This is a genomic window from Geodermatophilus sp. FMUSA9-8, assembly GCF_037034165.1.
Classification (GTDB): domain Bacteria; phylum Actinomycetota; class Actinomycetes; order Mycobacteriales; family Geodermatophilaceae; genus Geodermatophilus; species Geodermatophilus nigrescens.
Map to the genome: position 1 here is coordinate 179,509 of NZ_JBAGKE010000007.1, position 26,737 is coordinate 206,245.

At 75.9% G+C, this 26,737-nt stretch carries 26 protein-coding genes; 16 read left to right on the plus strand and 10 right to left on the minus strand.

Going from position 1 to position 26,737, the window contains the following annotated elements:
* Positions 1-140: 140 nt before the first annotated feature.
* Entirely contained in the window at positions 141-1,319 is a 1,179-nt protein-coding gene (locus tag WA616_RS15910) for an ROK family protein (protein ID WP_336031315.1), read from the minus strand.
* A gap of 4 nt (positions 1,320-1,323) precedes the next feature.
* The gene (locus WA616_RS15915; protein ID WP_336031316.1) at positions 1,324-2,034 is read right to left on the minus strand and encodes an alpha/beta fold hydrolase; all 711 of its coding nucleotides are present in this window, start codon (positions 2,032-2,034) and stop codon (positions 1,324-1,326) included.
* Positions 2,035-2,182: 148 nt separating this feature from the next.
* Here WA616_RS15915 and WA616_RS15920 point away from each other — a divergent pair, with 148 nt between their 5' ends.
* Positions 2,183-3,634 (plus strand): NAD(P)/FAD-dependent oxidoreductase, encoded by a 1,452-nt coding sequence (locus WA616_RS15920; protein WP_336031317.1) that lies wholly within the window; start codon positions 2,183-2,185, stop codon positions 3,632-3,634.
* A gap of 93 nt (positions 3,635-3,727) precedes the next feature.
* Here WA616_RS15920 and WA616_RS15925 read toward each other — a convergent pair whose 3' ends face one another.
* Together WA616_RS15925 and WA616_RS15930 are read right to left on the minus strand one after the other, a co-directional pair.
* Entirely contained in the window at positions 3,728-3,910 is a 183-nt protein-coding gene (locus WA616_RS15925) for a hypothetical protein (RefSeq protein ID WP_336031319.1), read from the minus strand.
* 477 nt (positions 3,911-4,387) lie between these two features.
* A complete protein-coding gene (locus WA616_RS15930; protein ID WP_073420540.1) occupies positions 4,388-5,521 on the minus strand; it encodes a carboxylate-amine ligase in 1,134 nt (377 codons plus the stop codon).
* A 164-nt stretch (positions 5,522-5,685) separates the two neighbouring features.
* Between WA616_RS15930 and WA616_RS15935 the strand changes: the two genes are divergently transcribed.
* The 3 genes from WA616_RS15935 (at position 5,686) to WA616_RS15945 (ending at position 9,172) form a co-directional block, all read left to right on the plus strand.
* The gene (locus WA616_RS15935) at positions 5,686-6,627 is read left to right on the plus strand and encodes a S1C family serine protease (RefSeq protein WP_336031321.1); all 942 of its coding nucleotides are present in this window, start codon (positions 5,686-5,688) and stop codon (positions 6,625-6,627) included.
* A gap of 75 nt (positions 6,628-6,702) precedes the next feature.
* Positions 6,703-7,644, plus strand: coding sequence for a GGDEF domain-containing protein (locus tag WA616_RS15940; protein WP_336031323.1), 942 nt, complete (start codon positions 6,703-6,705; stop codon positions 7,642-7,644).
* Between the two features lie 121 nt (positions 7,645-7,765).
* Entirely contained in the window at positions 7,766-9,172 is a 1,407-nt protein-coding gene (locus tag WA616_RS15945) for an NAD(P)/FAD-dependent oxidoreductase (protein WP_336031324.1), read from the plus strand.
* 1 nt (position 9,173) lies between these two features.
* Here the strand turns inward: WA616_RS15945 and WA616_RS15950 are convergent, their stop codons facing one another.
* Positions 9,174-9,995: an SDR family oxidoreductase gene (locus WA616_RS15950; protein ID WP_336031325.1), complete on the minus strand. Its 822-nt coding sequence runs from the start codon at positions 9,993-9,995 to the stop codon at positions 9,174-9,176.
* 231 nt (positions 9,996-10,226) lie between these two features.
* Here WA616_RS15950 and WA616_RS15955 point away from each other — a divergent pair, with 231 nt between their 5' ends.
* Entirely contained in the window at positions 10,227-12,524 is a 2,298-nt protein-coding gene (locus WA616_RS15955; RefSeq protein WP_336031326.1) for a DUF6777 domain-containing protein, read from the plus strand.
* Between the two features lie 8 nt (positions 12,525-12,532).
* Here WA616_RS15955 and WA616_RS15960 read toward each other — a convergent pair whose 3' ends face one another.
* Positions 12,533-13,492, minus strand: coding sequence for a helix-turn-helix transcriptional regulator (locus WA616_RS15960; RefSeq protein WP_336031327.1), 960 nt, complete (start codon positions 13,490-13,492; stop codon positions 12,533-12,535).
* 88 nt (positions 13,493-13,580) lie between these two features.
* On the opposite strand from WA616_RS15960, the gene WA616_RS15965 reads away from it, so the two are divergent.
* The gene (locus WA616_RS15965) at positions 13,581-14,105 is read left to right on the plus strand and encodes a DinB family protein (protein WP_336031329.1); all 525 of its coding nucleotides are present in this window, start codon (positions 13,581-13,583) and stop codon (positions 14,103-14,105) included.
* Here WA616_RS15965 and WA616_RS15970 read toward each other — a convergent pair.
* The gene (locus WA616_RS15970) at positions 14,102-15,046 is read right to left on the minus strand and encodes a hypothetical protein (protein ID WP_336031330.1); all 945 of its coding nucleotides are present in this window, start codon (positions 15,044-15,046) and stop codon (positions 14,102-14,104) included. The two genes, WA616_RS15965 and WA616_RS15970, sit on opposite strands and share 4 nt — an antisense overlap.
* A gap of 133 nt (positions 15,047-15,179) precedes the next feature.
* Here WA616_RS15970 and WA616_RS15975 point away from each other — a divergent pair, with 133 nt between their 5' ends.
* The 3 genes from WA616_RS15975 (at position 15,180) to WA616_RS15985 (ending at position 17,556) form a co-directional block, all read left to right on the plus strand.
* The gene (locus WA616_RS15975; protein WP_073420548.1) at positions 15,180-15,437 is read left to right on the plus strand and encodes a UBP-type zinc finger domain-containing protein; all 258 of its coding nucleotides are present in this window, start codon (positions 15,180-15,182) and stop codon (positions 15,435-15,437) included.
* On the plus strand, positions 15,437-17,008 hold the full coding sequence (locus WA616_RS15980) for a Na+/H+ antiporter (RefSeq protein WP_336031334.1): 1,572 nt from the start codon (positions 15,437-15,439) through the stop codon (positions 17,006-17,008). The genes WA616_RS15975 and WA616_RS15980 overlap by 1 nt, the downstream gene beginning before the upstream one ends.
* Positions 17,009-17,121: 113 nt before the next feature.
* On the plus strand, positions 17,122-17,556 hold the full coding sequence (locus WA616_RS15985) for an arsenate-mycothiol transferase ArsC (RefSeq protein ID WP_073420831.1): 435 nt from the start codon (positions 17,122-17,124) through the stop codon (positions 17,554-17,556).
* 34 nt (positions 17,557-17,590) lie between these two features.
* On the opposite strand, the gene WA616_RS15990 is transcribed toward WA616_RS15985, so the two are convergent.
* Positions 17,591-17,980, minus strand: a complete 390-nt coding sequence (locus WA616_RS15990; RefSeq protein ID WP_336031337.1) for a hypothetical protein — start codon at positions 17,978-17,980, stop codon at positions 17,591-17,593.
* A 60-nt stretch (positions 17,981-18,040) separates the two neighbouring features.
* Here WA616_RS15990 and WA616_RS15995 point away from each other — a divergent pair, with 60 nt between their 5' ends.
* On the plus strand, positions 18,041-18,196 hold the full coding sequence (locus tag WA616_RS15995) for a hypothetical protein (protein WP_336031339.1): 156 nt from the start codon (positions 18,041-18,043) through the stop codon (positions 18,194-18,196).
* Positions 18,197-18,220: 24 nt separating this feature from the next.
* Here the strand turns inward: WA616_RS15995 and WA616_RS16000 are convergent, their stop codons facing one another.
* Both WA616_RS16000 and WA616_RS16005 read right to left on the minus strand, forming a co-directional pair.
* A complete protein-coding gene (locus WA616_RS16000) occupies positions 18,221-19,468 on the minus strand; it encodes an MFS transporter (protein ID WP_336031341.1) in 1,248 nt (415 codons plus the stop codon).
* Positions 19,469-19,553: 85 nt separating this feature from the next.
* Positions 19,554-20,513, minus strand: a complete 960-nt coding sequence (locus WA616_RS16005; RefSeq protein WP_336031343.1) for a LysR family transcriptional regulator — start codon at positions 20,511-20,513, stop codon at positions 19,554-19,556.
* Between the two features lie 85 nt (positions 20,514-20,598).
* On the opposite strand from WA616_RS16005, the gene WA616_RS16010 reads away from it, so the two are divergent.
* The 6 genes from WA616_RS16010 (at position 20,599) to WA616_RS16035 (ending at position 26,737) form a co-directional block, all read left to right on the plus strand.
* A complete protein-coding gene (locus tag WA616_RS16010; RefSeq protein WP_336031345.1) occupies positions 20,599-21,627 on the plus strand; it encodes a cyclase family protein in 1,029 nt (342 codons plus the stop codon).
* Positions 21,628-21,637: 10 nt separating this feature from the next.
* Complete coding sequence (locus tag WA616_RS16015) at positions 21,638-22,768, plus strand: FAD-dependent oxidoreductase (protein WP_336031346.1); 1,131 nt, start codon at positions 21,638-21,640, stop codon at positions 22,766-22,768.
* Positions 22,769-22,854: 86 nt separating this feature from the next.
* Positions 22,855-23,793 (plus strand): VOC family protein, encoded by a 939-nt coding sequence (locus WA616_RS16020; RefSeq protein ID WP_336031348.1) that lies wholly within the window; start codon positions 22,855-22,857, stop codon positions 23,791-23,793.
* Entirely contained in the window at positions 23,793-24,767 is a 975-nt protein-coding gene (locus WA616_RS16025) for a fumarylacetoacetate hydrolase family protein (RefSeq protein WP_336031351.1), read from the plus strand. Before WA616_RS16020 ends, WA616_RS16025 begins: the two co-directional genes overlap by 1 nt.
* 7 nt (positions 24,768-24,774) lie before the next feature.
* Positions 24,775-25,539: an SDR family NAD(P)-dependent oxidoreductase gene (locus WA616_RS16030; RefSeq protein WP_336031352.1), complete on the plus strand. Its 765-nt coding sequence runs from the start codon at positions 24,775-24,777 to the stop codon at positions 25,537-25,539.
* Between the two features lie 13 nt (positions 25,540-25,552).
* Positions 25,553-26,737, plus strand: coding sequence for an alpha/beta hydrolase family protein (locus tag WA616_RS16035; RefSeq protein WP_336031353.1), 1,185 nt, complete (start codon positions 25,553-25,555; stop codon positions 26,735-26,737).

The window sequence follows — 26,737 nt, forward strand, 5'->3', positions numbered from 1 at the left end:
ATCGTTGACCATTAGTCCGCTGAGGGCAGAACGTATGAGGCGGTTCACAGGTCGGTCAAGGTCCCGATCGGGCGGTTACCGATTCGCGATGAAACCGCCGTCGTGCGAGCGACGGGAGGGACGCCGGTGTCGCGGGTGGGTCAGCGGGCGAGCGCGCGGGTGAGGGCCTCGGACACCGAGTCGTCGTCGAGGTACCCCTCGATGGCCATCAGCGCGGCGCCCACCCGGCCGGAGAGGTCCGGGGCGTCGCTGACGGTGATCTCCAGCGCGCGGGCGGCCAGCGGCATGGAGCGCGCGTAGACGGCCTCGCGGATGCCGGCCAGCAGCGGGACGCCGGCTCGCGCGACCCCGCCGGTCATGACGATCCGGTGCGGGTTGAAGAAGTTGACCAGCGCGGCGAGCACCGTGCCGATCGTGCGGCCGGCGCGGCGGACGAGCTCGAGCGCCTGCCCGTCGCCCAGCGCCGCGCGCTCGACGACCTCGCGCGTCGTGGTGACCGGGAGGCCGGCCGCCTGCGCGTCGCGCAGCAGGGCCATGCCGCCGGCGATCGCCTCGAGGCAGTTGAGCTGACCGCAGCGGCACACCACCTCGGTGCCGTCGGCCGACGGGACGTGGATGTGCCCGATGTCGCCGGCGCTGCCCTGGGCCCCGCGGTAGACGCAGCCCTCGACGACGATCCCGCAGCCGATGCCGGTGCCGACCTTGACGACGAGCACGTCCTGGTCGGACCCCGCGACGCCCATCTCCCCCAGCGCCATCACGTTGACGTCGTTGTCGACGAACACGGGGCACTCGTAGCGGCCGAAGGCGCTCGGGATCGGGAAGTCGTGCCAGCCCGGCATGATCGGCGGGTGGGAGGGCCGGCCGGTCGAGAACTCGACCGGCCCGGGGACGCCGACGCCCACGGCGCACACGTCGGCCGGGGTGAGCCCCGCCTCGGCGAGCACCTCCTGGGCCAGCCGGTCGACCTCGGCGAGCACCGCCCGGGGCCCGTCGGCGATGTCGATCGGGTGACCGACGGTGGCCAGCACCTGCGCGGACAGGTCGGTGACCGCGACGTCGACGCTGGTGACGCCCAGGTCGACGGCGAGCACGCAGCCGGCGGCGCTGTTGAAGCGCAGCAGCGTGGGCGGTCGCCCGCCGGTGCTCCAGCCGCGCCCGCCCTCCTCGAGCAGGCCGGCGGCGATGAGCTGGTCGACCCGGGCGCTGACGGTGTTGCGGGCCGCGCCGGTCAGCCCGACGAGCTCGGCCCGGCTCCGCGCGCGGCCGGTGCGCACGTGGTGCAGCAGCGCGCCGGCCGAGGCGGAGGAGGTGGCCATGCGGTCATGGTGGCACGCCCCTCCCCCGGTCCCGGGCCTCCGGCGGCGCCGGTTCGCCCGGCCGGGTCGCGCGCGCCACGGCGTCGCGCAGCACGTCGGCCACCTCGCCGGGGTGGGTCTGCGGCGTCATGTGCGCCGCGCCGGGCACCTCGACGACCCGCCCGCGCGGTGCCGCGGCAGCCACCCGCGCGGCCCACGCGGCGTCGCACAGCCGGTCCCGGGTGCCGCGGACGACGGTCACCGGCGCGGTCACCGCGCGCAGCCGGCCGTCGATGCGGTCGGGGCTGCTCTCCCGCCACAGCGCGCGCATCGCCCGCGGCCCGGTGGTCAGCCACTGGGCCACGATCAGCGGCACCTGCCACCAGGGCTCGCGCAGCGCCGTGCGCAGCCACGCGCCCGCCAGCACCGGCGCCCGCCGCAGCCGCGGGTCGGTCGAGGGGCCGAGCAGCACAACGGCGGCCACCCGCGGGTCGACGACGGCGGCCGCGGCGACCACCTGGCAGCCCTGGCTGTGGCCCACGAGGACGACCGGACCCTCGCCGAGGTGCGCCCGCAGCGCGGCGGCGAGGTCGTCGAGCGGCGGCACAGGTGCAGACCGCCCCATCCCGGGTAGGAGCACGACGTCGGCGGGCGACCGCCGGCGCAACCGCGACCACGACCGCCGGTCCAGCCCCAGCCCCGGGACCAGCACGATCCGGGGGATGACGGCGGGCACCGGCCCGGTTGTACCGGGTGGGACCGGTGGCCGCGAGCGGACCGACCGGCGAACAGACCAGCAGGCCGGCGCGGCCGTGACGGGGATCACCGCCCCGACCGGCCCGCCACAGGACAGCGGAGCCCCCGACGGGAGAGGATCAGTCATCATGACGACATCACCTGCGCCCACCGCCCCCGGCAGCCCCTCGACCGGACGGCCGCGGGTGGTGATCGTCGGATCCGGCTTCGGTGGCCTGTTCGCCGCCAAGGCGCTGCGCAACGCCGACGTCGACGTCACGGTCATCGGCAAGACCAGCCACCACCTGTTCCAGCCGCTGCTGTACCAGGTGGCCACCGGGATCCTGTCCGAGGGCGAGATCGCCCCGGCCACCCGCGAGGTGCTGCGCCACCAGGAGAACGCGCGCGTCGTCCTCGGCGAGGTCGTGGACATCGACGTCGACGCCCGCACGGTCACCTCGACCATCCTCGGCCGCACCACGGTCCACCCCTACGACGAGCTGATCGTCGCCGCCGGCGCCGGGCAGTCCTACTTCGGCAACGACCGTTTCGCCGAGTTCGCCCCCGGCATGAAGAGCGTCGACGACGCCCTCGAGCTGCGCGGCCGCATCTTCGGCGCCTTCGAGCTCGCCGAGCTCGCCACCGACCCGGCCGAGGTCGACCGGCTGATGACCTTCGTCGTCGTCGGCGCCGGCCCGACCGGTGTGGAGATGGCCGGCCAGATCGCCGAGCTCGCGCACCGCACGCTGCGCCGCGACTTCCGCAACATCGACCCGCAGCGGGCCCGCATCATCCTGCTCGACGGCGCGCCGCAGGTGCTGCCGCCGTTCGGGCCGAAGCTCGGCGAGAAGGCCCGCCGGCACCTCAACGAGATCGGCGTCGAGGTGCAGCTCGGCGCCCTGGTCACCGACCTCGACGCCGACGGCCTGACCGTCAAGGACTCCGACGGCCAGCTGCGCCGCATCAGCGCCGCCACCAAGGTGTGGGCCGCCGGCGTGCAGGCCTCCCCGCTGGGCCGGCTGCTCGGCGACGCCACCGGCGCCGAGGTCGACCGCGCCGGCCGCATCTCGGTGCAGCCGGACCTCACGCTGCCGGGCCACCCGGAGATCCACGTCGTCGGCGACATGGCCAACCACCCCGACAAGCTGCCCGGCGTCGCCCAGGTGGCCATCCAGGGCGGGCGCTACGCCGCCGACGCGATCAAGCGGCGGATCACCGGCCGCGAGCCGAAGCCGCCGTTCCGGTACCGCGACAAGGGCAACATGGCGACGATCTCGCGGTTCTCCGCGGTCGCCGACATCAAGAACATGAAGTTCGAGGGCTTCATCGCCTGGGTGATCTGGCTGGTGGTGCACCTCTTCTACATCATCGGCTTCAAGAGCCGGGTCACCACGGTGCTGCACTGGATGGTCAGCTTCCTGGGCCGCGGCCGCTCGCAGCGGGTGACCACCCAGCAGCAGGTCTACGGACGCCTCGCGCTGGAGAAGCTCGGCGAGGGGTTCGCGACGTCGAAGACCGGCGGGCCCAAGGACCACCCGCAGACCCCCGACGACGTCAACCCCGAGCAGCAGCACGACCTGGTCGGGCGCCGCACCGCCTGACGAAGGGTCCCGCTTCCCCCCACGCCTCGCCAGCTCGGCGCGGGGCCCTGCAGCGGGGCCGTTCCAGCACCTCACCACTCGGCCCGTCCGGCCTCAGCCGGGCGGGCCGAGCCACGTCCGCAGGGCGGCGACCACCAGGTCCGGTGTCACCACGTGGCCGCCGGCGAACTCGTCGTAGGTGACGTCGTAGCCGGCGGCCGACAGCGCGTGCGACACCCGCCGGCCGCACCGCTCGACCGGCAGCACGCGGTCGGCGTTGCCGTGGGCGATCCACACCCGCGGCCGCCCCGTGCGGCCCGGCGGCGCCGCGAAGCCGGGCGAGAAGGCGAGCAGCGCCTCGAACAGGTCGCCGTTGGCCAGGCCCAGCGACAGCGCGTACGAGGCGCCGTCGGAGAACCCCGCCCAGCGCCAGCCGGGACACCGGCAGCCGCCCGCCGACCGCGTCGAGCGCGGCGTCGAGGACGGCGAGGTCGCGGCCGAGCCCGCCGGCGATCAGGTCCCAGGTGGCCGCTCCCGACGAGGTCGCCAGCACCGCCACCCCTCGGGCCGCGGCGACGTCGCCGACCGCGGCCAGCGACTGCGCGGCGTCCCCGCCGGCGCCGTGGCAGAACACCAGCAGCGGACGCGGCCCGGTGCCCTCGGGCACCCGGACCATCGCCTCGGCGTCCCCGTCGAGGTCGAGGCGGGTGACGCCGGCCGGCAGCGGCGGGCCGCCCGGGTCGGGACCGGGCCGGGTGTCGAGGCGGCCGTCCATCACGCCCTCCCGGCCGCTCCCTCGCGGACGACCCACTCCGCGACCGCGCGGCGGTCGCCCGTGCGCAGCCAGGTGCTCCGCTGCCTCGCCGCCGACGTACCCCGGCCGAGCAGGTCCTGCACGAGGGCGGTGACCTCGTCCCACTCCCCGGCGTCGGCGAGGTCGGCCTCCAGCTCACCCAGCAGCCCCCCGACGGCGGCCCGGGCGTCGACCAGCTCGAGGCGCAGCGGGTCGAACAGCCGGCCGCCGAGGCCCTCCCGCGCCGCCCGCCACCGGGCCGCGCGCAGGTGCTCGGGCCGCACCTCGGGCACCGGCTCGCCCCGTTCGGCGCGGCCGGCGAGCACCCGCACCAGGGAGCGGACCAGCGCCGCGTGCAGCACGGCGTCGTCGACGGTGGTGCACACGTCGGCCAGCCGGAACTCGATCGTGGGCAGCCGGGCCGACGGGCGGACGTCCCAGTACAGGTGCGAGCCGTCGGCGACCACGCCGGAGGCGACCAGGCCGGCGAGCACGCGGCGGTAGCCGTCGGCGTCGCCGAGCGGCTCGGGGGCACCGGCGTGCGGGAAGCGGGTCCACCACAGCGTCCGCCACGACTCGTAGCCGGTGTCGACGCCGTCGTGGAACGGCGAGCTGCCGGTCATCGCCAGCAGCAGCGGGACGTAGGGCCGGGCGCGGTCGAGGACGGCGACGGCGGTGTCGAGGTCGGGGACGCCGACGTGCACGTGGCAGCCGCAGATGTCCTGCTGGCGCGCGAGACCCGCCCAGCGGTCGACCATCGCCTCGTACCGCTCCCCCGGCGTCACCGGCATGGTGTGCCAGGAGTCCCAGGGGTGGGTGGAGGCCGGCAGCAGCACGAGCCCGTCACGGGCGGCGGCCGCGGCGGCCTGCGCGCGCCCGGCCACGAGGTCGGCGCGCACCTCGGCGAGCGTGGTGCACACGCCGCTCGCCGTCTCCAGCTGCGTGGTGGCGATCTCGGGGTGCACCAGCGGGCCGGCCTCCCCGGCCAGCGCCGCGGCCGCGGCACCCGGACCCGGAGTCAGGTCGAAGGTGCCGGGGGCGACGAGGTGGAACTCCTCCTCGACGCCGAGGGTGCGCCCGACGGCGCGGTCGGGCGGGGACTGCTCGGGGGACACGCCGCTCCTGGGTGCCGTGGGGTCGCCGGGGAGGCCGACGCTACGTCCGCGCACCCGCCGCCGCGCGGTGATCGCTCTCGGCGTAGCCGGGAGGGTGGCCCGCCGGCCCTCCGCAGGCGTCCACTGGTCGCTGTAACGGTGTAATCGACCCCAGGAGGTGCGCCGTGACCCGACCGGACACCGACGCGGCGCTGGACGCCTACTCGCAGGTGGTCACCGCGGTGGCCGCCGACCTCACCCCGCACGTCGCCGCGCTGCAGGTCACCGGGCCCGACGGGCGCTCGGGCGCGGGCTCGGCCGTCGTCGTCCCCGGCGACGGGCTGCTGCTCACCAACGCGCACGTCGTCGGTCGCGCCCGCGCCGGGCGGGCCGTGTTCGGCGACGGCACCGAGACGCCGGTGGAGGTGGTGGGCACCGACCCGCTGTCGGACCTCGCCGTCGTCCGGGCCACCGCCGGGGCACCCCAGCCCGTGGTGCTCGGCGACGCCGCCCGGCTGCGGGTCGGGCAGCTCGTCGTCGCCGTCGGCAACCCGCTGGGCCTGGCCGGGTCGGTGACCGCCGGCGTCGTCAGCGGCCTGGGCCGGTCGCTGCCCACCCGGGACGGACGGACCGCGCGGGTGGTCGAGGACGTCATCCAGACCGACGCCGCCCTCAACCCCGGCAACTCCGGCGGCGCGCTCGCCGACTCCGCGAGCCGGGTGGTCGGCATCAACACCGCCGTCGCCGGGTGGGGGCTGGGCCTGGCCGTGCCGGTCAACGACACCACCCGCCGGATCATCGACACCCTCGTCCGCGACGGCCGGGTGCGGCGGGCCTACCTCGGCCTGGTCAGCAGCCCGGCGCCGCTGCCCGCGGAGCTGGCCGCGCGCACCGGCCGGCGGCGGGGGCTGCGCGTGGTCGACGTCGTCGCCGGGTCGCCGGCCGACCGGGCCGGGCTGCGGCCGGGCGACCTCGTGCTCGAGGCCGGGCGCGCGCCGGTGGCCGAGGCGCAGAGCCTGCAGCGGCTGCTCTTCGCCGAGGCCGTCGGGCAGCCACTGCCCGTGACGGTGTACCGACGCGGCGCGATGGTCGACGTCATCGCCGTGCCCACGGAGCTCACCGGCTGACCACCCGCGCGGGTGGGGTCTCCTCAGGAGCGCCCGATCAGGTGACGATGCTCCCCCCGTGACGGAGGGAGACCGGTGACCGGCGACCGCAGGAGCGGGCTGCGCCTGCTCGCGCTGCTGTACGGCTGCGCCGCCGCGCTGTGCGCCCTGGGCGCGCTGTGGCCGATGGCCGCGCGCACCCCCGTCGCGCTGCTCGCCGTCCTCGCCGTCGCCGGCGGCCTGCTCGCCGGCGCGTTCGAGCTCGGCCGCGACCGGCTGCCCATGGCCGCCGTGCACGCCGGCCTGGCGATGCTGGCCGTGCTCACCGCCCTGCTGGCCTGGCAGTCGGTCACCGCGGTCGGCGTCGTGGGGCTCGGACCCGCGCTCGTCGCGCTCGGCGTCCTCGCCGGCCACGTGCTCCCGGCCCCGCAGGCGCGGCTGCACGTCCTCGGCGCGGTCGCCGTGGTGTCGGCCGGTGCGCTGGCCGCGGTCCCGTCGGGCTTCCTCGCCCCGTGGCTGACCGCCGTCGTCACCACCGTCGTGCTCACCGAGGCGCAGGTGCGCCAGACCGGCGCGCTGCGGCGCACCGCGGGCACCGACCCGCTCACCGGCGTGGCCAACCGCCGGGCCTGGGAGGACGGCGCCGAGCGGCTGCTCGCGACCGCCGAGCGCGCCGGGGAGCCCGTCACCGTCGTGCTGCTCGACCTCGACGGCTTCAAGGCCGTCAACGACACCGCCGGGCACGCGGCCGGCGACGCGCTGCTGTGCTCGCTGGCCACGGCCTGGCGGCGGGAGCTGCGCCGCTCGGACCTGCTCGGTCGCCTCGGCGGCGACGAGTTCGCCCTCGTGCTGCCCGGCAGCGACGCCGCGGCCACCGCCGAGCTGCTGCTGCGCCTGCGGGCGGTCTCGACCGGCGCCTGGTCGGCCGGCACGGCGACCGCCCGCCCCGGCGACGGGCTGACCGCGCTGCTCGCCCGCGCCGACACCGCGCTCTACCGCGAGAAGGCCGCCCGCTCGCACCGCTCGCGCGTCGACTGACCCTCCGTACCGGCCCGCCGCGGCGACGCCCGGGACGCGTCCGGTCCCGTTCCCCGCCAGCCCGCCGCGGGAGGAGCCTGCCGGCCACCACGGGGACCGACCGGCGGGCGAGGAGGCGGACATGGCCTCGGTGGTGGTGTGCGGCGGGAGCGTCGTCGGGCTGAGCGCGGCGATGATGCTGGCCCGCGACGGGCACGAGGTGACCGTGCTGGAGGCCGACCCCGACGGCGCCCCTGCCACGCCGGCGGAGGCCTGGGCGGGCTGGCGGCGCCGGGGCGTGGCGCAGTTCCGGCAACCGCACACGCTGCACGCCCGCTTCCGCGCCGTCGCCGACGAGCAGCTGCCGGGGCTCACCGGGCGGCTGCTGGACGCCGGCTGCGTCTGGGTGGACCGGCTGTCCGCGCTGCCTCCCTCGATCGCCGACCGGGCACCGCGGGACGGCGACGACCGGCTGCGGGGCGTCACCGGACGGCGGCCGGTCGTCGAGTCGGTGGTGGCGGCGGCCGCCGAGGAGACGGCGGGGGTGGAGATCCGCCGCGGGACCGGCGTCGCGGGCCTGCTGCCCGGCGCCCCGGCGCTGGCCGGCGTCCCGCACGCCGCCGGGGTCCGGACGACGGCCGGCGACGAGCTGCGGGCCGACCTCGTCGTCGACGCCACCGGCCGGCGGAGCCGCTCGGCCGGGTGGCTGGCCGAGCTGGGCGCCGTCCCGCCGCGCGTGCGGGCGCAGGACTCGGGCTTCGTCTACTACACCCGCTACCTGGCGGGCCCGGAGCCGCCGGCAGCGGTCGGCCCGCCGGTGTGCCCGCTGGGCAGCCTCTCGCTGCTCACCCTCGTCGGCGACGCCGGCACCTGGTCGGTGACCGTCTACGGGGAGAGCGGCGACCGGCCGCTCCGGGCGCTGCGCGACCCCGCGACCTTCGACCGGGTCATCGCCGCGTGCCCCCTGCAGGCGCACTGGCTCGACGGGACCGCCCTGGACGGCGTGCTGGCGATGGGTGGCGGGCTGGACCGGCACCGACGCTTCGTCGACGACGGCCGCCCCGTGGTCACCGGCTTCGCCGCCGTCGGGGACGCCTGGGCCTGCACGAACCCCTCGGCCGGGCGCGGTCTGTCGGTCGGGATCCTGCACGCCGCGCTGCTGCGCGCCGCGGTCGCCGGCCACCTCGACCGGCCCGCCGACCTGGCGACGGCCTTCGCCGAGGCGAGCGAGCGGGACGCCGCGCCGTTCGTCGAGGAGCAGCTGGCCGAGGACCGGATCCGCCTCGCGCAGATGGCCGCCGCGCGCGAGGGCCGGCCCGCGCCTCCCCCACCGCCGGAGACGGCGGCCTTCCTCGGCGCGGCGATGCAGGACGCCGACCTGTTCCGGGCGATGGTCGAGTTCCGGCTGTGCATGGCGCCGCTGGCCGAGGTGCTCGCCCGCCCGGAGGTGCGGCAGCGCGTGGACGCGCTGGCCGCGGCCGGGCCGCGACCGCCCGCCGCCTTCCCGGGGCCCGACCGCGCCCGGCTGCTGGAGCTGCTGGACGCCTGAGTCAGGACGCCCGGGTCAGGGGCGCCGCCAGTCGTCGGAGGTCATGTGCGAGCCGGCCATCGGGCCCATCTGTAGCATGCCGCCGTCGACGACGTAGGACGCCCCGGTGACGTAGGAGGCCTGTGGCGAGGCGAGGAAGGCGACGACGGCGGCGACCTCGTGCGCGTACCCCGGGCCGGCCCACCGGGACGCCGGGGCGCTCGTGGCCGGGCGCGGCCGGGTCCTCGTCCTCCTGGCCGGTCATCGGGGTGGCGATCTCGCCCGGCGCGACGGCGTTGACCGTGATGCCGTGCTCGGCCAGCTCGATCGCCGCCACGCGGGTGAGCAGGCCGAGGCCGCCCTTGGCCGCGCAGTAGGCGGCCGCGCCCACCCGCGGCTGGTGCTCGTGGACGCTGGTGACGTTCACGATCCGCCCGCCGCGGCCGGCGTCGACCATCCGCCGCGCGGCGCGCTGCAGGCAGAGGAACGCCGCGTCGAGGTCGGTGACCAGCACCTCGCGCCAGGTCTCGTAGTCGGTGTCCAGGATCGACGTCGAGTGGCCGGTGCCCGCGTCGTTGACGAGGACGTCGACGCCGCCGAGCGCCTCGGCCAGCTCGTCGACGACATCGGCGGCCTGCGGCAGCCGCGTGAGGTCGACGTGGCGGACCTCCGCGCGGCGGCCCGTGGAGCGCACCTCCTCGGCGGTGGCCTGCGCGTGCGCCTCGTCGCGGTACCAGGTGATCCCGACGTCGCACCCCTGCTCGGCCAGCGCGACCGCCACGGCCCGCCCGATGCCCGACTCCGACCCGGTGACGACCGCGACGCGGCCGGCTGACTCCGTCATCACCCCATGCTGGGTGCGAGCGCGGTCGGGCGCCGTCCGAGGGTTGAGACGGATCGGTTCCCCTCACCATCTGCAGTGCGGCGACGACACGGCGCAGGACCACGCCGCGCAAGGGTCGAAGCGGCTCGGCCCTGATCGACGAGGCGGATGGACAAAGCGGACGCACCGTCTCGAGACTCCGGCGTCCAACGGGCCCCGCGTCCGCGTCTAGGACGACCGGAGGGCTTGGCCTTGGAGACCTTCGGCCCTTACCAACTGCTCGACCTGCTCGGTCGCGGAGCGATGGGCGAGGTCCATCGCGCCCTGGACACCAGGCGTGGTCGCACCGTCGCCTTGAAACGTCTGCTGCCCGCACTCGCCCACGACCAGCACTACCGGGCTCGCTTCTTCCGCGAGTGTCGGGACGCGGCGGTCCTCAACGAGGCGCACGTCGTCCCGATCCACGACTTCGGCGAGGTCGACGGCAGGCTGTTCCTCGACATGCGACTGGTCGAAGGGCGCGACCTCGGCGAGGTGCTGGCGCAGGACGGCCCGCTGTCGCCCCAGATTGCGGTGGCCGTGGTCGAACAGGTCGCCGCCGCGCTCGACGCCGCGCATCAAGCCGGGATCGTCCACCGCGACGTCAAGCCCTCGAACGTCCTGGTGAGCGGCCGCGGGCCGGTTCCGCACTGTTACCTGCTCGACTTCGGTATCGCCGGCATGACGGGCGCCGCTACCGGCGCTCCCTTGACCGGCACGGGCGACATCGTCGGATCGCTCGACTACCTGGCGCCCGAACGGCTCACCGACAATGCGAGCGATCACCGGGTCGATGTGTACTCGTTGGCCTGCCTCCTCTATGAGGCACTCACTGGACGACCTCCCTTCGTCGCCTCGGACGTGGCAGCACTGTGCGAGGCTCACCTGTCTGCTCCGCCGCCGCGCCCGTCGGAGACGATGGACTCGCTGCCGGCGTCGCTCGACGAGGTGGTCGCCCGAGGGATGTCCAAGGACCCGTTTCAGCGCTTCGTGAGTGCGGGCGCGCTAGCAGAGTCGGCGCGCGCGGCTCTCACCGAGGGTCCTCGCGGCCTCCGTCACCCGCTGGCATCGATGGAGTCCGGCGACCTCGCGTCGGCTGTCAGACGGGCCGAGCGGGACGATCCTCGGTCGCCGGCGACACGTCGTCGTCTCCCGCTCCTGGCCAGCGCAGCTGTCGCGCTGCTCGCCCTGGGTGGTGCCGCCGCCATGAACCTGGCGTCGGGTACCGCAGCAGCCACGCCGGTGACCAAAGAAGCTGCTGACTCCATGGGCGAGCAGCCGTTCGTCCCCCGGCCCGCCAACCAGGCCGGCGGCGCCGAGGCCGGGTCTGGCGGCGGCATGGGTGACCAGCCTCCCGCCGGCGGAGTGCCGACAGATCCTGTGTCCGGCGACCAGCCCGGCCTGTACGGAGGAGACGCGGCCGGCACCTGCGACGTCGACGCCATGGTCACGTTCTTCTCCGGCCATCCCGCCCAGGCAGCTGCCTGGGCCGCGGTCGAGGGGGTCGACCCGACCGGGATCGAGGGCCTCCTACGGAGCCTCACGCCGGTGGTGCTGCGCTTCGACACGGCGGTCACCAATCACGGCTTCTCCGGTGGACGCGCCACGCCGTTCCAGTCGGTCCTCCAAGCGGGGACCTCGGTCCTCGTCGACGAGCGTGGGCTGCCGCGAGTTCGCTGCCAGTGCGGCAATCCGCTCAACCCACCACGCACCCGCGTCTCACCCGAGTACGACGGAGACCAGTGGTCCGCGTTCACTCCCGAGGGGGTCGTGGTGGTCGAAGGGGCTCCGGAGGGGGTGGACTCCTTCGTCGTCGTTGCCGGCAGTGGCGAGTTCCGCGACCGGCCGGTAGGCACCTCTGGCGATGCCGATGTCCTCCCCTCCCCGATTGATGAGCAGGCGGCTCGGGCCTTCGTCGCGGACCCCACGGTTGCTGCGGCCACTTCGGCCGCACCGGTCCCGGGAGGGCAGACGCGCGCGGACACAGGAGAAAGCGGCTTCACCCCACCGCTGAAGTCGCCGACCACACCGGACCCGAACTCGTCCTCTGCAGGAGGGACGGCGCCGACGGGTCCCGATGGCGGACCTCCGGCGACCACCTCCGGGCTGCCACGGCCACCCACGTCACAACCTCCTACGACGACGAATGCACCTCCGACCACGACCTCGCCACCCCCTGCGACGACCACAGCGAATCCCTCCACGACCACGCCGTCCCCCGGTTCGACCACGGCTGCAGAACCACCACCCGACGGTTCGCAGGATCCAGACCTCCCCACCAGCGATGCACCCGGGAGCGAGCCGCCCCCCGCCGAGGAGGCACCCGAACCTGGGACACCGGCAGGTCCGTCCGACGCCGGCTCGGCTGATCTCGAGACCCCGACGGACGAAGCTCCGCTCAACGAGCCGGAACCCGCTGGTCAGGACCTCCCCGACCAGGAACCGGCCACGGAGTCCTCTGAGACGTCAAACCCCTCGTCCGGTGACGCCGGGACGGTGCCGCCCAGCTGAGGCGGGAGTCACGCGGCGGCGCAGCGCGCGGCCACGTCGCGCACGTGCGCGGCGAACCCCGGCGGCGACAGCACGGTGAACGGCGCCCCCGCCACGACCAGCGCGGCCGTCGCCCAGTCCAGGTCGTCGCCCTCGATCCGCACGCGGCAGGCGTCGCCGAGGTCCTCGGTGACGGTCGCCCACCGGCCGATGCGCCCGCGCACCTGATCCGCCGGGGCGGCCACCTCCGCCTCCACCACGTGCCGCGCCCACGCCTTGTCCAGCCGCTCCCGCACCCAGGCCGCCGCGTCCTCGGCCGGGAAGCGGCGGGGCGCGGCGCGGGAGCCGGTGCCACGCGGGGCGTCGAGCCGGTCGAGCCGAAAGGTGCGCCAGTCGCCGCGGTCGAGGTCCCAGGCGACGAGGTACCAGCGGCGCCCCAGCGAGACCAGCCGGTGCGGCTCGACCAGCCGCTCCTCGCGCTCCCGGTCCGGCGGGGCGTAGCCGAACCCGAGCCGCTCGGTGTCGCGGCAGGCCAGCGCGACGGCGGTGAGCACGTCGGGGTCGACGGCGTCGGGGCTGCCCGGGGCCGGGGCGACGCCGGCCGGCACGGTCACCGCGCGCAGCGCCTCGACCCGGCCCCGCAGGCGCCCGGGCATCACCTGCACGAGCTTGGCCAGCACCCGCAGCGACGTCTCGGCCATGCCGGCGACCGGCCCCGCCGCGGCGGCCTGCAGCCCGACGGCGAGCGCCACGGCCTCGTCGTCGTCGAGCACCAGCGGCGGCAGCGCCGCGCCGCGGGCCAGCGCGTACCCGCCGTCGGTGCCGCGGGAGGCGTCGACGGGGTAGCCGAGCTCGCGGAGCCGCTCCACGTCGCGGCGCAGCGTGCGCACGGAGACGCCGAGCCGGGCGGCGAGGTCGGGGCCGGACCAGAAGCGGCGGGTCTGCAGCAGCGAGAGCAGGCGGAGCGTGCGGACGGCCGGGTCGCCCATACGCCCATCCTGGCGCGCACAGCGGACAGGATCCGTCCGCTTCGCCGCGACGATGGGGACACCGGCAGACGACGTCCAGGAGGACCCCGTGACCGCTCCGACCGCTCCCCCGACCGGCTCCCCCGCCCTCTCCGCCGAGCGGGCCGACCTGCTCGAGACGCTGGCCGCGCACCGCGGCTTCCTGCGCTTCACGGTGCGCGGTCTGACCGACGAGCAGGCCGCCCGCCGCACCACGGCCAGCGAGCTGACCCTCGCCACGCTCGTCAAGCACGTCGCCGTCACCGAGCGGTCCTGGGCGGACTTCGCGGTGCGCGGGACGGCCGCGCTGGAGCAGTCACCGGAGGAGTGGGGCGCCGACTGGGTGCTGCAGCCGGGCGAGACGCTCGCCTCGGTCCTCGCGCTCTACGACGAGGTGGCCGCGCGCACCGACGAGCTGGTGCGCACCCTCGACCTCGACACCGCCCACCCGCTGCCCGAGGCGCCGTGGTTCCCGCCGGGCGCCGTCCGCTCGGTCCGCCGGGTCTTCCTGCACGTCGTGGCCGAGACCGCCCAGCACGCCGGGCACGCGGACATCCTGCGGGAGTCCCTCGACGGCCAGCGGACGATGGGCTAGCGCCCGGCCCGCTCGAGATCGGTCACCCTGGCGGCCGCCGCGTCGCGCTCCGCGGCCGCCCGCTCCGCCGCCCGCCCGGCCGCGTCGGCCCGGCGCCGGGCGGTGCCCGCCTCGCCGTCGGCCGCGGCGGCCTCCTCGCGCACCCGCGCGAGCTCGGCGGCCAGCTCCTCGACCCGTGCCGCGAGTTCCGCCGCCCGGCGCTCCGCCCGCCCGGCCCGCTCCCGGGCGGTGCGGGCGCCCCGCGCCGCCTCCTCGGCCAGGTCCGCGGCCGCCTCCGCGTCCTCCCGCGCCTCGGCCAGCTCCCGCTGCCGCCGCTCCTCGGCCGCCCGCCGCCGCTCCTCCTCGGCCCGACGGCGCTCCTCGGCCCGGCGGCGCTCCTCGGTCGCCGGGTCCGGAGCCGGTCGGGCAGGTCGCTCGGGGACGGGCCGGGCCGGCCGCGCGGGCGGCACCACCCGCAGGTCGGGCCGCACGCCGAGCCCGCCGGACACCGACAGCGGGCCGGTGAGCCGCCCCGCCAGCAGCGCCTCGCCGGCGTCGGGGTCGGCCAGGGCCGCGCGCAGCGTCTGCTCCACCTGGTCGGCGACGGCGTCGCTGAGCGGGAGGCCGAGCCGCGCGGCCACGACCCGCGCCTGGCGGGCGAGCGCGGCGAGCAGCCGGGAGCGCTGGGTGCCGAGCGCCCGCAGCTGGTCGCCGGCCAGGCTCTCCTGCGCCTCCCGCAGCAGGTCGCCGAGCTCCACGAGGCCGGCGATCTCGTCGGGCTGCTCGCGCACCAGCGCGTTGCACGCCCACGCCGCCGTCGACGGCTTGCCGAGGGCGGCGACCTCCGTCGCCAGCGCCCTGTCCCCCGCCGCGCGGGCCCGGCGGGCGGCCTCGGTGCGGGCGGCCACGAAGTCGCCGGGCAGCAGCCCGTAGAGCTCCTCGGCGACCTCCTCGAGGTCCACGTCGCCCCCTCCCGGCCCGTGCGGTCGCCGCCGACCCTGCCACGGGAAGACGGGACCGGCCGCGGGACGTTGCCGCCCGCGTCGCGCCGGTGGTCGACTCCCGGGCGGCGGGGAACGAGGAGGAGGGGGCGGGATGACGACCTGCGGGCACCTGGACCAGATCCGGGACGTGACGCCGGACTCGACGGAGGGGTGCGGCGACTGCCTGGCCATCGGCAGCCGGTGGGTGCACCTGCGGATGTGCCTGTCGTGCGGGCACGTGGCCTGCTGCGACTCCTCGCCGAACCGGCACGCCACCGCGCACGCCGGGACCTCCGGCCACCCGATCATCCGCTCGGTGGAGCCGGGTGAGTCCTGGCGCTGGTGCTATCCCGACGCGGCGCTCGTCTGATGGAGCTCTCGCTCGTCGCGCTGCTGGCCGGCTCCTTCGCGGTCACCGCGCTCGCCCGGCGGACCGGCGTCTCGGCGCCGCTGCTGCTGGTCGTCGTCGGCCTGGCGCTGTCGTTCGTGCCCGGGGTCCCCGACTACGCGCTGGACCCCGAGCTGATCCTCACGCTGGTGCTGCCGCCGCTGCTGTACTCGGCGGCGCTGGACAGCTCCTACCTGCGGCTGCGCGCCAACCTGCGCCCGATCGGCCTGCTCGCGCTGGGCGCCGTCCTGCTCACCACGGTCGCGGTCGGGCTCGCGGCGTGGTGGCTGGTGCCCGGGCTGCCGCTGGCCTCGGCGCTGGTGCTCGGCGCCGTCGTCGCCCCGCCCGACGCCGTCGCGGCCACCGCCGTCGGCCGGCGCCTGGGCCTGCCGCGGCGGGTGATGACCATCCTCGGCGGCGAGAGCCTGGTGAACGACGCCACCGCGCTGACCGCCTACCGGGTGGCGGTCGCGGTGGCCGCCGGCGCCGGGTACGGCATCGCGCAGGGCCTCGGCGTCTTCGTGCTGGCCGCCGCGGGCGGCGCCGCGATCGGCTGGGCGCTGGGCTGGCTGGTCGACCGGATCCGGCGGCTGCTGCACGACGGCGTGCTGGAGTCCGCGATGGGCCTGCTCGTGCCCTTCGTCGGCTTCGTCGTCGCCGAGGAGGTGCACGCCTCCGGGGTGCTGGCCGTCGTGCTGGCCGGCCTCTACCTGGGGCACCGCTCCCCCGCGGCCGACCCGGTCGCCCGGCTGCAGGACCGCGCCGTCTGGCAGGCCGCCGACACCGTCCTCGAGGCCACGGTGTTCGCGCTCATCGGCCTGCAGCTGCGGGCGGTGGTGGAGGGCGTCGGGCCGTCGGTGTGGGGCATGACCGCCGTCGGGCTGGTGCTGGTGCTCGTCGCCCTGGTCGCCCGGGTGGCGTTCGTCTTCCCGACGACCTACCTGCGGCCGCTGGCCCGCCGCCGGGCCGACTGGGAGTCGCCGTCGTGGCGGCACCTGGCGGTGGTGTCGTGGGCCGGGATGCGCGGCGTGGTCTCGCTGGCCGCCGCGGCCGGCATCCCGCTGACCACGCTCGACGGCGACCCCTTCCCCGGCCGCGCGGAGGTCGTCTACCTGGCGTTCGTCGTCACCGTCGGCACGCTGCTGCTGCACGGGCTGACGCTGCCCGCCCTCATCCGCCGGCTCGGCGTGCGCGGCACGGAGGGCTCCGCCGACGCGCTGGCCGAGGCCCAGGCGCAGACCGACGCCGGGACGGCCGCCGTCGCCCGGCTCGAGGCGCTCGACGACGGCGACCCGCTGCACGCGCAGACCGTCACCGAGCTGCGCTCGCGCATCGAGGCGCGCACCAACGCCGCGTGGGAGCGGCTCGGCGGGCCGGTCGCCGGCGGCGGGGAGACCCCGAGCGCGGTGTACCGGCGGCTGCGCCGGGCGATGCTCGAGGCCGAGCGGGAGGTGTTCGTGCGCTACCGCGACCAGCGCCGCATCGACGACGAGGTGTTCCGCCGGGTGCAGCACGAGATGGACCTGGAGGAGGTCACGCTGCTGCGCGAGTGATGCGCCCCCGGGCCGGGGGTGGCACGGTGGGCCCGGAGGACGGCGCCGTCCCCGCCCGGACGACGTCCCGACGCGACCGGCCCCGCCGGCGCACGACCCGCACCGGAGTGCCCGTGGTCCCCTCCCCCGCTCCCCAGCGCAGCGCCCCCGACCCGGCCGTCGGCCCGCCGACGGTGCTGTTCGTCGCCGCTTCCGACGCGGCGGTCTCCCCGATGGCCGCCGCGCTGCTCGCCAGGCGCGCGTCCGGCCGGGTGCGGGCGCTGTCGGCCGGCTCGGCCCCGGCGGCGCGGGTGGACCCGGCCGCGGTGGCGGCGATGGCGGAGGTCGGCGTCGACCTCGCCGCCCGGCTGCCCCGGCCGCTGACCGCCGACGCGGTGCACGTCTCCGCCGTCGTCGTGCGGCTCGGCGCCGTCCGCGGCTGCCCGGTGCTGCCGGGCACCCGCTACCTCGACTGGCCGGTGGAGGAGCCGGCCGGCGGGGACGCCCGCCCGGTGCGCGACGAGCTCGACCGCCGCGTGCGCGGGCTGCTGGACGAGCTGGTGGCCTGAGGCGCGAGCGCCCCGACCGCCGGCGCCGGCGCCGCTAGCGCCCGAGCGCGGCCACCCGCTCCGCGCGGGCGGCGCGCAGCAGGGCCGGCAGCCGCGGGTCGGCCAGCACGCCGGCGTCCCGGACGGCGACCTTGCGGAAGCTCTTCCCGGTGCCCTCGAGCAGCCCGCCGTCGGAGCCCGCCCCCGCCAGCGCCGCGCCGTGGTTGAACCCGAGGTTCAGGTGCCGGTCGTACACGTCGAGGTAGGCGTAGTGCTCGGTGTTCTTCCGCGGCCCGACGCCGTAGCCGACCGTGCGCTGGTGCGGCCAGACCACCCGCACGACGGCGGGGTCGGCCTCGCGCACCAGCGCGTCGGCGGCGCGGACGAGGTCGGCGGTCGCCGGGGCGAGGCCGGCGAGCAGCAGGTCCCACGGGTCGTCGTCCATCCGGGCCATCCTGCCGCGCGCCGGGCCTAGGCTGGCCGCACCGACCCCGGAGGTGACCCTGTGTGGCTCAAGCTGCTCGGCCTGCTGCTCGTCGTCTGGCTCGTCGTCACCGTGGTCGGCTGGATCGTCGAGGGGCTGTTCTGGCTGGCCGTCGTCGGCCTGCTGCTGGTCCTCGTGACCGGGGCGTTCGGCGTGCGGGAGCGCACCCGCCGCTAGACGGGTGCGCTCCCGCGCCGGGCGTCAGTGCGCGGCGGCTCCCGCGGCCGGCCGGCTGACCCGGACCCCGACGGCGGCCACGAGGCTCACCGCGCCGAGGACGGCCAGCGCGGTGCCGAGCCCGCCGAGCGCGCCGGTGAGGGCGAGCACCACCAGCGGGCAGAAGAACTGCCCGATGAAGAAGGCCGACGTCCAGACGCCGGTACCGCGGCCGCGCTGCTCGAAGCTCAGCGAGCCGAGCGCCCAGGTGAGCAGCGACGGCAGGATCAGGCCGTTGCCGAGCCCGGTGACGACGGCGAACGCGATCACCGCGGGCACCGCCGAGGACAGGCCGAGGCCGACGATGCCGACGCCGGAGAGGGCGAAGGCGAGCGGCACGAGGACCGCCGGGCCGCGCTTGGCCAGCCGGCCGAAGAGGATGCCGCCGGCCGCGGTGCCGAGCGACGCGACCGCGCTGGCCGCGCCGATGACCGCCGTGGACTCCACGCCGATGTCGTCGAGCTTGAAGGACAGCTGGACGATCAGGACGTAGAAGACCAGGCCGCCGACCAGGGACACGCCGATCGGCGCGGCGAGCCGGCGCCAGGGCAGGGCCGGCAGCTTCTCGGTGCGTGCCGCGGCCTGCGCCTGCGGGGCGGGCTGCCAGATCAGCTTCGCGGCGGCGAGCGCGAGGGGCAGGCTGAGCGCGTACAGCCAGAAGGGCGTCCGCCAGTCGCCGGCGCCCAGCGCGCCGCCGACCGCGAAGAAGATGGTCGCCGCGACCGTGGTGAACACGACCTGGAGGCCGAAGTACCGCTCGCGCTGGGAGCCGTGGAAGTAGTCGGCCAGCAGGGTCGTGCAGCAGGTCATGATCGCGGCCTCGGTGAGGCCGAGGAGCACGCGGCTCGCGACGATCAGCTGCAGGGACGGCAGCCACAGCGGCGCGGTGCCGACGACGGCGTAGGCCACGAGCGCGCCGACGAGCAGCCGCTTGCGGCCCACCCGGTCGACGATCCGGCCGGCCACCATCGCGGTGAGGCCGATGACCAGCGCCGGCGCGGTGAGCACGACCGGCGCCAGCGCCTCGACGCCGGGAGTGCCGGCGAAGGCGTCCTGGATGCGCGGCAGGACGGGCGCCAGCAGCACCGCGCCGAGCACCGCGAGGCAGCTGGACAGCAGCAGCACCAGCGCCTGCGGGCGCCCGGCGGGGCGACCCGTGGTGGGGTCGACGGCGACCTCGCCGGCCAGCGGCTCCTCCGCCGACCGCTCAGGGACCAGGACGTTCTCCGACACGGGCGTCTCCATCGACGGGCGCGCCGGTCCCGGTGACCGGCATCACTGGCGATGGAGTGTCAGGACGGCGGACGCCGAGCGGAAATCACTTGTCGTTACGGTCCCCATCGACCGGATGGATACCCGCCGACTGCTCCCCGACCGCCAGCCGGGCCGCGCGGGAGACCAGGTCGCGGAGGTAGGCGTGCTCCGGGTCGTCGTCGAACACCGGGTGCCACCACATCGCCTCGATGAGCGGGCCGGCGTCGAAGGGGCACGGCAGCGCCCGGATGCCGGTGTTGAGCGGCAGCAGGTCGACGAGCCGGCGCTGCAGCAGCGCGATCCGGTCGCTGCCCGACACCAGCGCGGGGACGGTCAGGAAGCTCTCGGTGACCACCTGCACCTGCGGCTCGATCCCGAGCATGCGCATCTGCCGCGCGGCCGGGGTCGACGCCGTCGGCCCGTGGTAGGTGGCCACCCACGGGAGGGTCTCCAGGTCGCCGACGGCCAGGCCCGCGTCCACCACCGGGTTGTCGGCGGCCACCACGCACACCCACTCGTCGCGGTACAGGTCCCGGCGGGACAGGTCGGTGAAGAAACCCGGCGGCAGGAAGAGGAGGTCGGCGGTCAGCAGCGCCTGCTCCGCCCGGTCCACGATCGCCGGTGAGTGCGCGCTGAGCCGCAGCCGGGTGTGCGGCGCCTCCTCGGCCAGCAGCCCCGCGACGGTGTCCCCGAGCACCGCGACGACGTAGTCGCTGACGAGCAGGGTGAACTCGCGCGTCGAGGACGCCGGGTCGAAGCCGGGCTGGGCGGTGAACACCCGCTCCACCCCCGACAGGGCGATCCGGGCGAGCTCCCGGAGCTGGACGGCGAGCGGCGTCAGGCGGTACTCGTTGCCGACCCGGGACAGCAGCTCGTCGCCGAAGTGCCGGCGGAGGCGGGCCAGCGACGCCGACAGCGCCGGCTGGCTCAGCCCCATCTGCGCCGCCGCCCGCGTGACGCTGCGCTGCTGGAGCAGGGCGTCGAGGGACACGAGCAGGTTGAGGTCCAGGCTCGCGAGGTTCACGGAGCGCACCGTATCGACGCCGCTGATGCCCGTCATCAGGCATTCGGTCTTCCCTCACTCCTGTGGGCTGGCCCACTGTCGGGGCATGCACCACGGCCCTGACCACCACGGCCCTGACCACCACGGCCCCGACCACCTCGACCGCACGGACCCCGAGGGCGCCATCGCCGCCGCCGCGAAGCGCTGCTCCAACTGGGGCCGGTGGGGCGCCGACGACGTGCTCGGCACGCTGAACTTCCTCGACGAGGCGAAGCGGCGCGAGGGTGCGGCGCTGGTCCGCCGGGGGGCGAGCTTCTCGCTGTCGCAGTCCTTCGACACCGACGGCCCGCAGAAGGGCTGGCGCCGGCGGACCAACCCCGTGCACACGATGACCGACACGGGCACCGACGCCGAGCGGGGCGTGCAGGGCTTCCCGCACGGCATCGGCGGCGCCGACGACGTCATCGCGATGCCCCTGCAGTGCTCGACGCAGTGGGACGGCCTCGGGCACATCTTCGACCACGGCATGGCCTGGAACGGCCGCCGCGCGGGCGACGTGGTGACCAGCCTCGGCGACTCGGTGACCGGCATCGAGACCGTCGCCGACCTGATCGCCGGCCGCGGGGTGCTGCTCGACGTCGGCCGGGCGGTCGGCACCGACGGGGAGCTGCCCGACGGCTTCGCGATCACGACCGAGCACCTCGAGGCGACGATCGCCGCCCAGGGCGCATCCGCCGCCGTCGGCCGGGGCGATCTGCTGCTCGTGCGCACCGGGCGGCTCACCCGCGCCCGGCGGGACATCGCCGAGGGCCGCGGCTGGGGCGACTACGCCGGCGGCGCCGCCCCCGGCCTGTCGTTCACCACCGCCGACTGGCTGCACGCCACCGAGGTCGCCGGCGTCGCCACCGACACGTGGGGCTTCGAGGTCCGGCCCAACGAGTTCGACGTCGCCTTCCAGCCGCTGCACCAGGTCGCCATCCCCAACATGGGCCTGTTCATCGGCGAGATGTGGGACCTCGACGCCCTCGCGGCCGACTGCGCGCGGGACGGGCAGTGGGACTTCTGGCTCACCGCGGCCCCGCTCCGCGTGACCGGCGCCGTCGGCGCCCCCGTCAACCCGATCGCCGTCAAGTAGGAGGACCGACATGCCCGCTGTGAACACCGTCCTCGTCGTGGGCGGCGGCCTGGCCGGCGCCGGCGCCGCCGTCCACCTCGCGCAGGCCGGCGTCGCCGTCGACCTGGTCGAGATCAAGCCCGACACCGCCGCGCTCGGGTCCGGCATCACGCTGCAGGGCAACGCCCTGCGCGAGCTGCGGTCCCTCGGCGTGTGGGAGCAGGTGCAGGCCGCCGGCTACGCCTTCGACGTGACCGGCATCCGCGCGCCCGACCCGCACGGCACCGTGGTCGCCGAGGTCCCCGACGCCAAGACCGGCGGCCCGGACCTGCCCGCCGCGATGGGCATGCCCCGCCCGGAGCTCGCCCGGATCCTCCTCGACCGGGCCACCGAGGTCGGCGTCAAGGTGCGGTTCGGCACCACCCACACCGCACTGGTCCAGGACGCCGACGGCGTCGACGTGACCTTCGCCGACGGGTCCACCGGCCGCTACGACCTCGTGGTCGGCGCCGACGGGGTCCGGTCGTGGACCCGCCGCGCGCTCGGCGTGAACCTGGAGACCCGCTCGGTCGGCATGGGCATCTGGCGGGCGTTCGGCCCGCGGCCGGCGAGCGTCACCCGCACCGACCTCTACTACGGCGGCCCGTCCTACATCGCCGGCTACTGCCCGACCGGCGAGGACTCCCTCTACGCCTACATCGTCGAGGACGCCCAGGACCGCAGCGCCCTGACCCCCGACGAGCAGCTCGCCACGATGAAGGAGCTCTCCCGCGCCTACCACGGCCCCTGGGACGAGATCCGCGAGACGCTCACCGACCCCTCGCGGGTCAACTACACCTGGTTCGAGACCCACGTCCTCGACGAGCCCTGGAACCGTGGCCGGGTCGTGCTGATCGGCGACGCCGCGCACACCTGCCCGCCCACCATCGCGCAGGGCGGGGCCATGGCCCTGGAGGACGCCGTCGTCCTCGCCGAGCTGCTGGTCGAGCGGCCCGCGCTCGACCAGGACCTGTGGGACGCCTTCCACGCCCGCCGCCTCGAGCGCGCGCGGACCGTCGTCGACGCCTCCAACCAGCTCGCCCAGTGGCAGCTCCACCACGTGCGGGGCGACATCCCGGCCCTCATGCGCTCGATCGCCCAGCTGACCAGCCAGCCCGCCTGATGAAGGACCTCCCCGCCCCCCGCCGCTCGCAGGCTCGCGGCGGGGCCCTGCGGGGAGGCCGTTCCAGCACGTCACCAGGAGATCCCATGACCCAGCGCCTGATCACCCACCTGCGGCACGTCGACCTCGCCGTGCCGGACCTGCGCACGCAGGAGGACTTCTTCACCAACACCTGGGGGCTGAAGGGCGAGCACAGCGACTCGGGCCTGACGTTCCTGGCCGCCGAGGGCAGCCCCGAGCAGTACGTCGTCCGGCTGCGCGAGGCCACCGACAAGCGGATCGACCTGATCTCCTTCGGCGCGGCCACCGCCGCCGACGTCGACACCCTCGCCGGGCAGCTCGCCCGCGACGGCGTGCAGCTCGTCGGCGAGCCCGACACCCTGCAGACCCCCGGCGGCGGCTACGGGTTCCGGTTCTTCGACAACGAGGGCCGCACGGTGGAGATCAGCTCCGACGTCGCCGTCCGGCAGCACCGCCGGATCGAGGAGGGCGAGTCGATCCCGGTCCGCCTCTCGCACGTCGTCATCAACTCCGCCGACCCCGAGGGCACCCGGGCGTTCTACGAGAAGCACCTGGCCTTCGCCCTGTCGGACACGCTCGTGCACCCGCGGATGGGCAACATGATGTGGTTCATGCGGGTCAACGCCTGGCACCACAGCATGGCCATCGCCCGCGGCCCGCACCCCTCGCTCCACCACGCCTCCTTCGAGATGCGCGGCATCGACGAGTACATGCGCGGCACCGGCCGGCTGCTGCGCGCGGGCGTGGAGAAGATCTGGGGCCCGGGCCGGCACCTGGCCGGCAACAACACCTTCAGCTACTTCCTCGACCCGCACGGCAACACCGTCGAGTACACGACCGAGCTCGATCTGCTCGACGAGGACACCTGGCACCCGCACGTCTACGACATCAGCAACCCCGAGGTCAGCGACCAGTGGGGCACGGCGAACGCGATGAACGAGTTCGTCGCGCAGAAATCGTTCAACGACCCGGACAAGGGCCTGTTCGTGGCCCCGCCCGTCTGATGCGGTTCGCCACCTGGTCCGCCGGGGGCACGGTGCGTGCCGGCGTCGTGGGCGACTCCGGCCTGCACGCGCTCCCCGAGGGGACGACGGTCCTCGACCTCGTGCGCGCGGGGCTGCCCGCCGCGCGCGCGGCCGGGGAGGAGGCGCTGCGCGGTCCGGCCGTGCCCCTGGACTCCGTCCGCCTGCTGCCGCCGCTGGAGGCGCCGACGGTCCGCGACTTCGTCACCTTCGAGGAGCACGTCGAGGGCATGGTCGCGCCCAGCGGCGAGCCGGTCGCGCCGGAGTGGTACCAGGCGCCGACGTTCTACTTCACCAACCCGTACGCGCTCGTCGGCGCGCACGACGACGTCCCGGTGCCGCCGGGCTCGCAGCGCTTCGACTTCGAGCTCGAGGTCGCCGTGGTGGTCGGCGCTGTCGAGGGCTCCGACGGCGCCTCGCTCACGCCCGAGCAGGCCCGCGACCACGTGTTCGGCTACACGGTCCTCAACGACTGGTCGGCCCGCGACCTGCAGTTCCGGGAGATGGCCGTCAAGCTCGGCCCGGCCAAGGGCAAGGACTCCGCGACGACGCTCGGCCCGTGGCTGGTGACCGCCGACGAGCTCGAGCCCTACCGCGACGCCGAGGGGTTCCTCGCCCTCGACATGCGGGTGTCGGTCAACGGCGAGCAGATCGGGCAGGACCTGCTGTCCAACATGGGCTGGCCGTTCGAGGAGCTGATCGCCTACGCCTCCCGCGGCACGGAGGTCCGCGCCGGCGACGTGCTCGGCTCGGGCACCTGCGGCAACGGCGGCTGCCTGGGCGAGCTCTGGGGCCGCCGCGGCGAGCTGTCCCCGCCGCCGCTGCGGCCGGGCGACGTCGTGGAGATGACCGTCGAGGGCATCGGCACCATCCGCAACCGCGTCGTCGAGGGCGTCGAGCTGCCGCCGGTCCGGGCCGCCCGGCCCCGCCCGCGCACCCGCACGCGCGCGGCGTGAGCCCCTCGTGAGTCTCGCCGGCCGGGTCGTCGTCGTCACCGGCGCGGCCCAGGGGCAGGGGGCGGCCGAGGCCCGGCTGCTCGCTGCCGAGGGCGCGGTCGTCGTCGCCACCGACGTGCAGGACGCCCCCGCCGAGGACCTCGGCGGGGCCGCCTACCGCCGGCTCGACGTCACCGACGCCGCCGGCTGGGCGGCGCTGGCCGCCGACATCCGTGCGGAGCACGGCCGCGTGCACGGGCTGGTCGCCAACGCCGGGGTCACCTGGCGGGCGCGGCTGGCCGACCTCGACCCGGCCGACCTCGCCCGGGTGTCCGGGGTGAACGTCACCGGGACGCTGCTCGGCATCCAGGCGCTGACCCCGCTGATGACCGGCGGCGGCTCGGTCGTCGTCGTCGGCTCGGTGGCCGCGCTGACCGGGCACTTCCCGGTCGCCTACACCGCGTCGAAGTGGGCGCTGCGCGGGCTGGCCAAGGCCGCCTGCCTGGAGCTCGGCCCGCGCGGCATCCGGGTCAACACGGTCCACCCCGGCTACGTCGAGACGCCGATGACCGCCTCGGCGGCACCGGCGTTCCGCGCCGCCAACGTCGCCGAGACCCCGCTCGGCCGCACTGGCACCGTCGACGAGGTGGCGCCCCTGGTGGCCTTCCTCCTCGGCGACGGCGCCTCCTTCATCACCGGCGCCGAGATCCCCGTCGACGGCGGGATGACCGCCCACGGCGGCGTGAAGTCGATCAGCGACGCCGTGTCCGCCGCGGCGCCGGCCGCACCCTGAGAGGAACTCCCCCGTGTTCGAGTACTTCCCCACCGGCCCCTACACCTGGAACCTGTCCGTGGTCGCCACGCTGAACTCCGGCGGGCTGATCGACGAGGTCGATCGCGCCTGCCGGCCGATCAAGGACGCCGCGAACGCCGGTGAGGACGCCGGGACGCCGGACTTCCTGCGCGCCTGGACCGCGCTGACCGACCAGCTCGTCGGCCAGGCCGAGGAGGCCGAGAAGGCCGGGCACGTGCGCACCGCCGGGCAGCTGTGGTTCCGCGCGTCGAACTACCTGGCGCAGGCCGAGCGGATGCTCGCCCACTCCGACCCGAACCGGGTGCCCACCTACCGGCGGATGCTGGAGATCGCGCAGAAGGCGTTCGACACGCACAGCCCGCGCGTCTCCCGGGTCGAGGTCCCCTACGAGGGCACGACGCTGCCCGCCTACTTCTCGCAGGCGCCGGCCGCCGACGACGGCCCCGTCCCGGTCGTCGTGCTGGTCAACGGGCTGGACTCCACCAAGGAGCACATGTACGCGTCCAACCACTGGGAGGAGCTGGCCGCGCGCGGCATCTCCTGCCTGATGCTCGACCAGCCCGGCACCGGTGAGTCGCTGCGGCTGCAGGGGCTGACGGCGCGGGTGGACACCGAGGCGTGGGGCGCGGCGGCGGTGGACTACCTGGAGACGCGCGAGGACGTCGACGCCTCGCGGATCGGGATCGTCGGCTGGTCGCTGGGCGGCTACTACGCCCCGCGCGCCGCGGCGTTCGAGAAGCGGTTCGCCCTGTGCGTCGCCTGGGGCGCCAACCACGACTGGGGCGCGGTGCAGCGCCGCCGCCGGGAGCGCGAGGGCGAGCGCCCGGTGCCGCACTACTGGGAGCACGTGCTCTGGGTGTGGGGCCAGCCCGGCGACGAGAACGACCTCGACGCCTTCCTCGACTTCGCCGACCAGGTGAACCTCGAGGGCGTCGTCGAGCAGATCACCGTGCCGTTCCTGGTCGCCCACGGCGCCAACGACCGGCAGATCCCGCTCGAGATGGCGCACCGCTCCCACTCGCAGGCCGTGAACTCGCCCAGGGCGGAGCTGCGGGTGTTCACGCCCGAGGAGGGCGCGACCGAGCACATCGGCCTGGACCACCTGCCGTACGTGAGCACCTTCGTCGCCGACTGGGTGGCCGACACCTTCGCCGAGCTGGGCCGGACGACGTCGTGA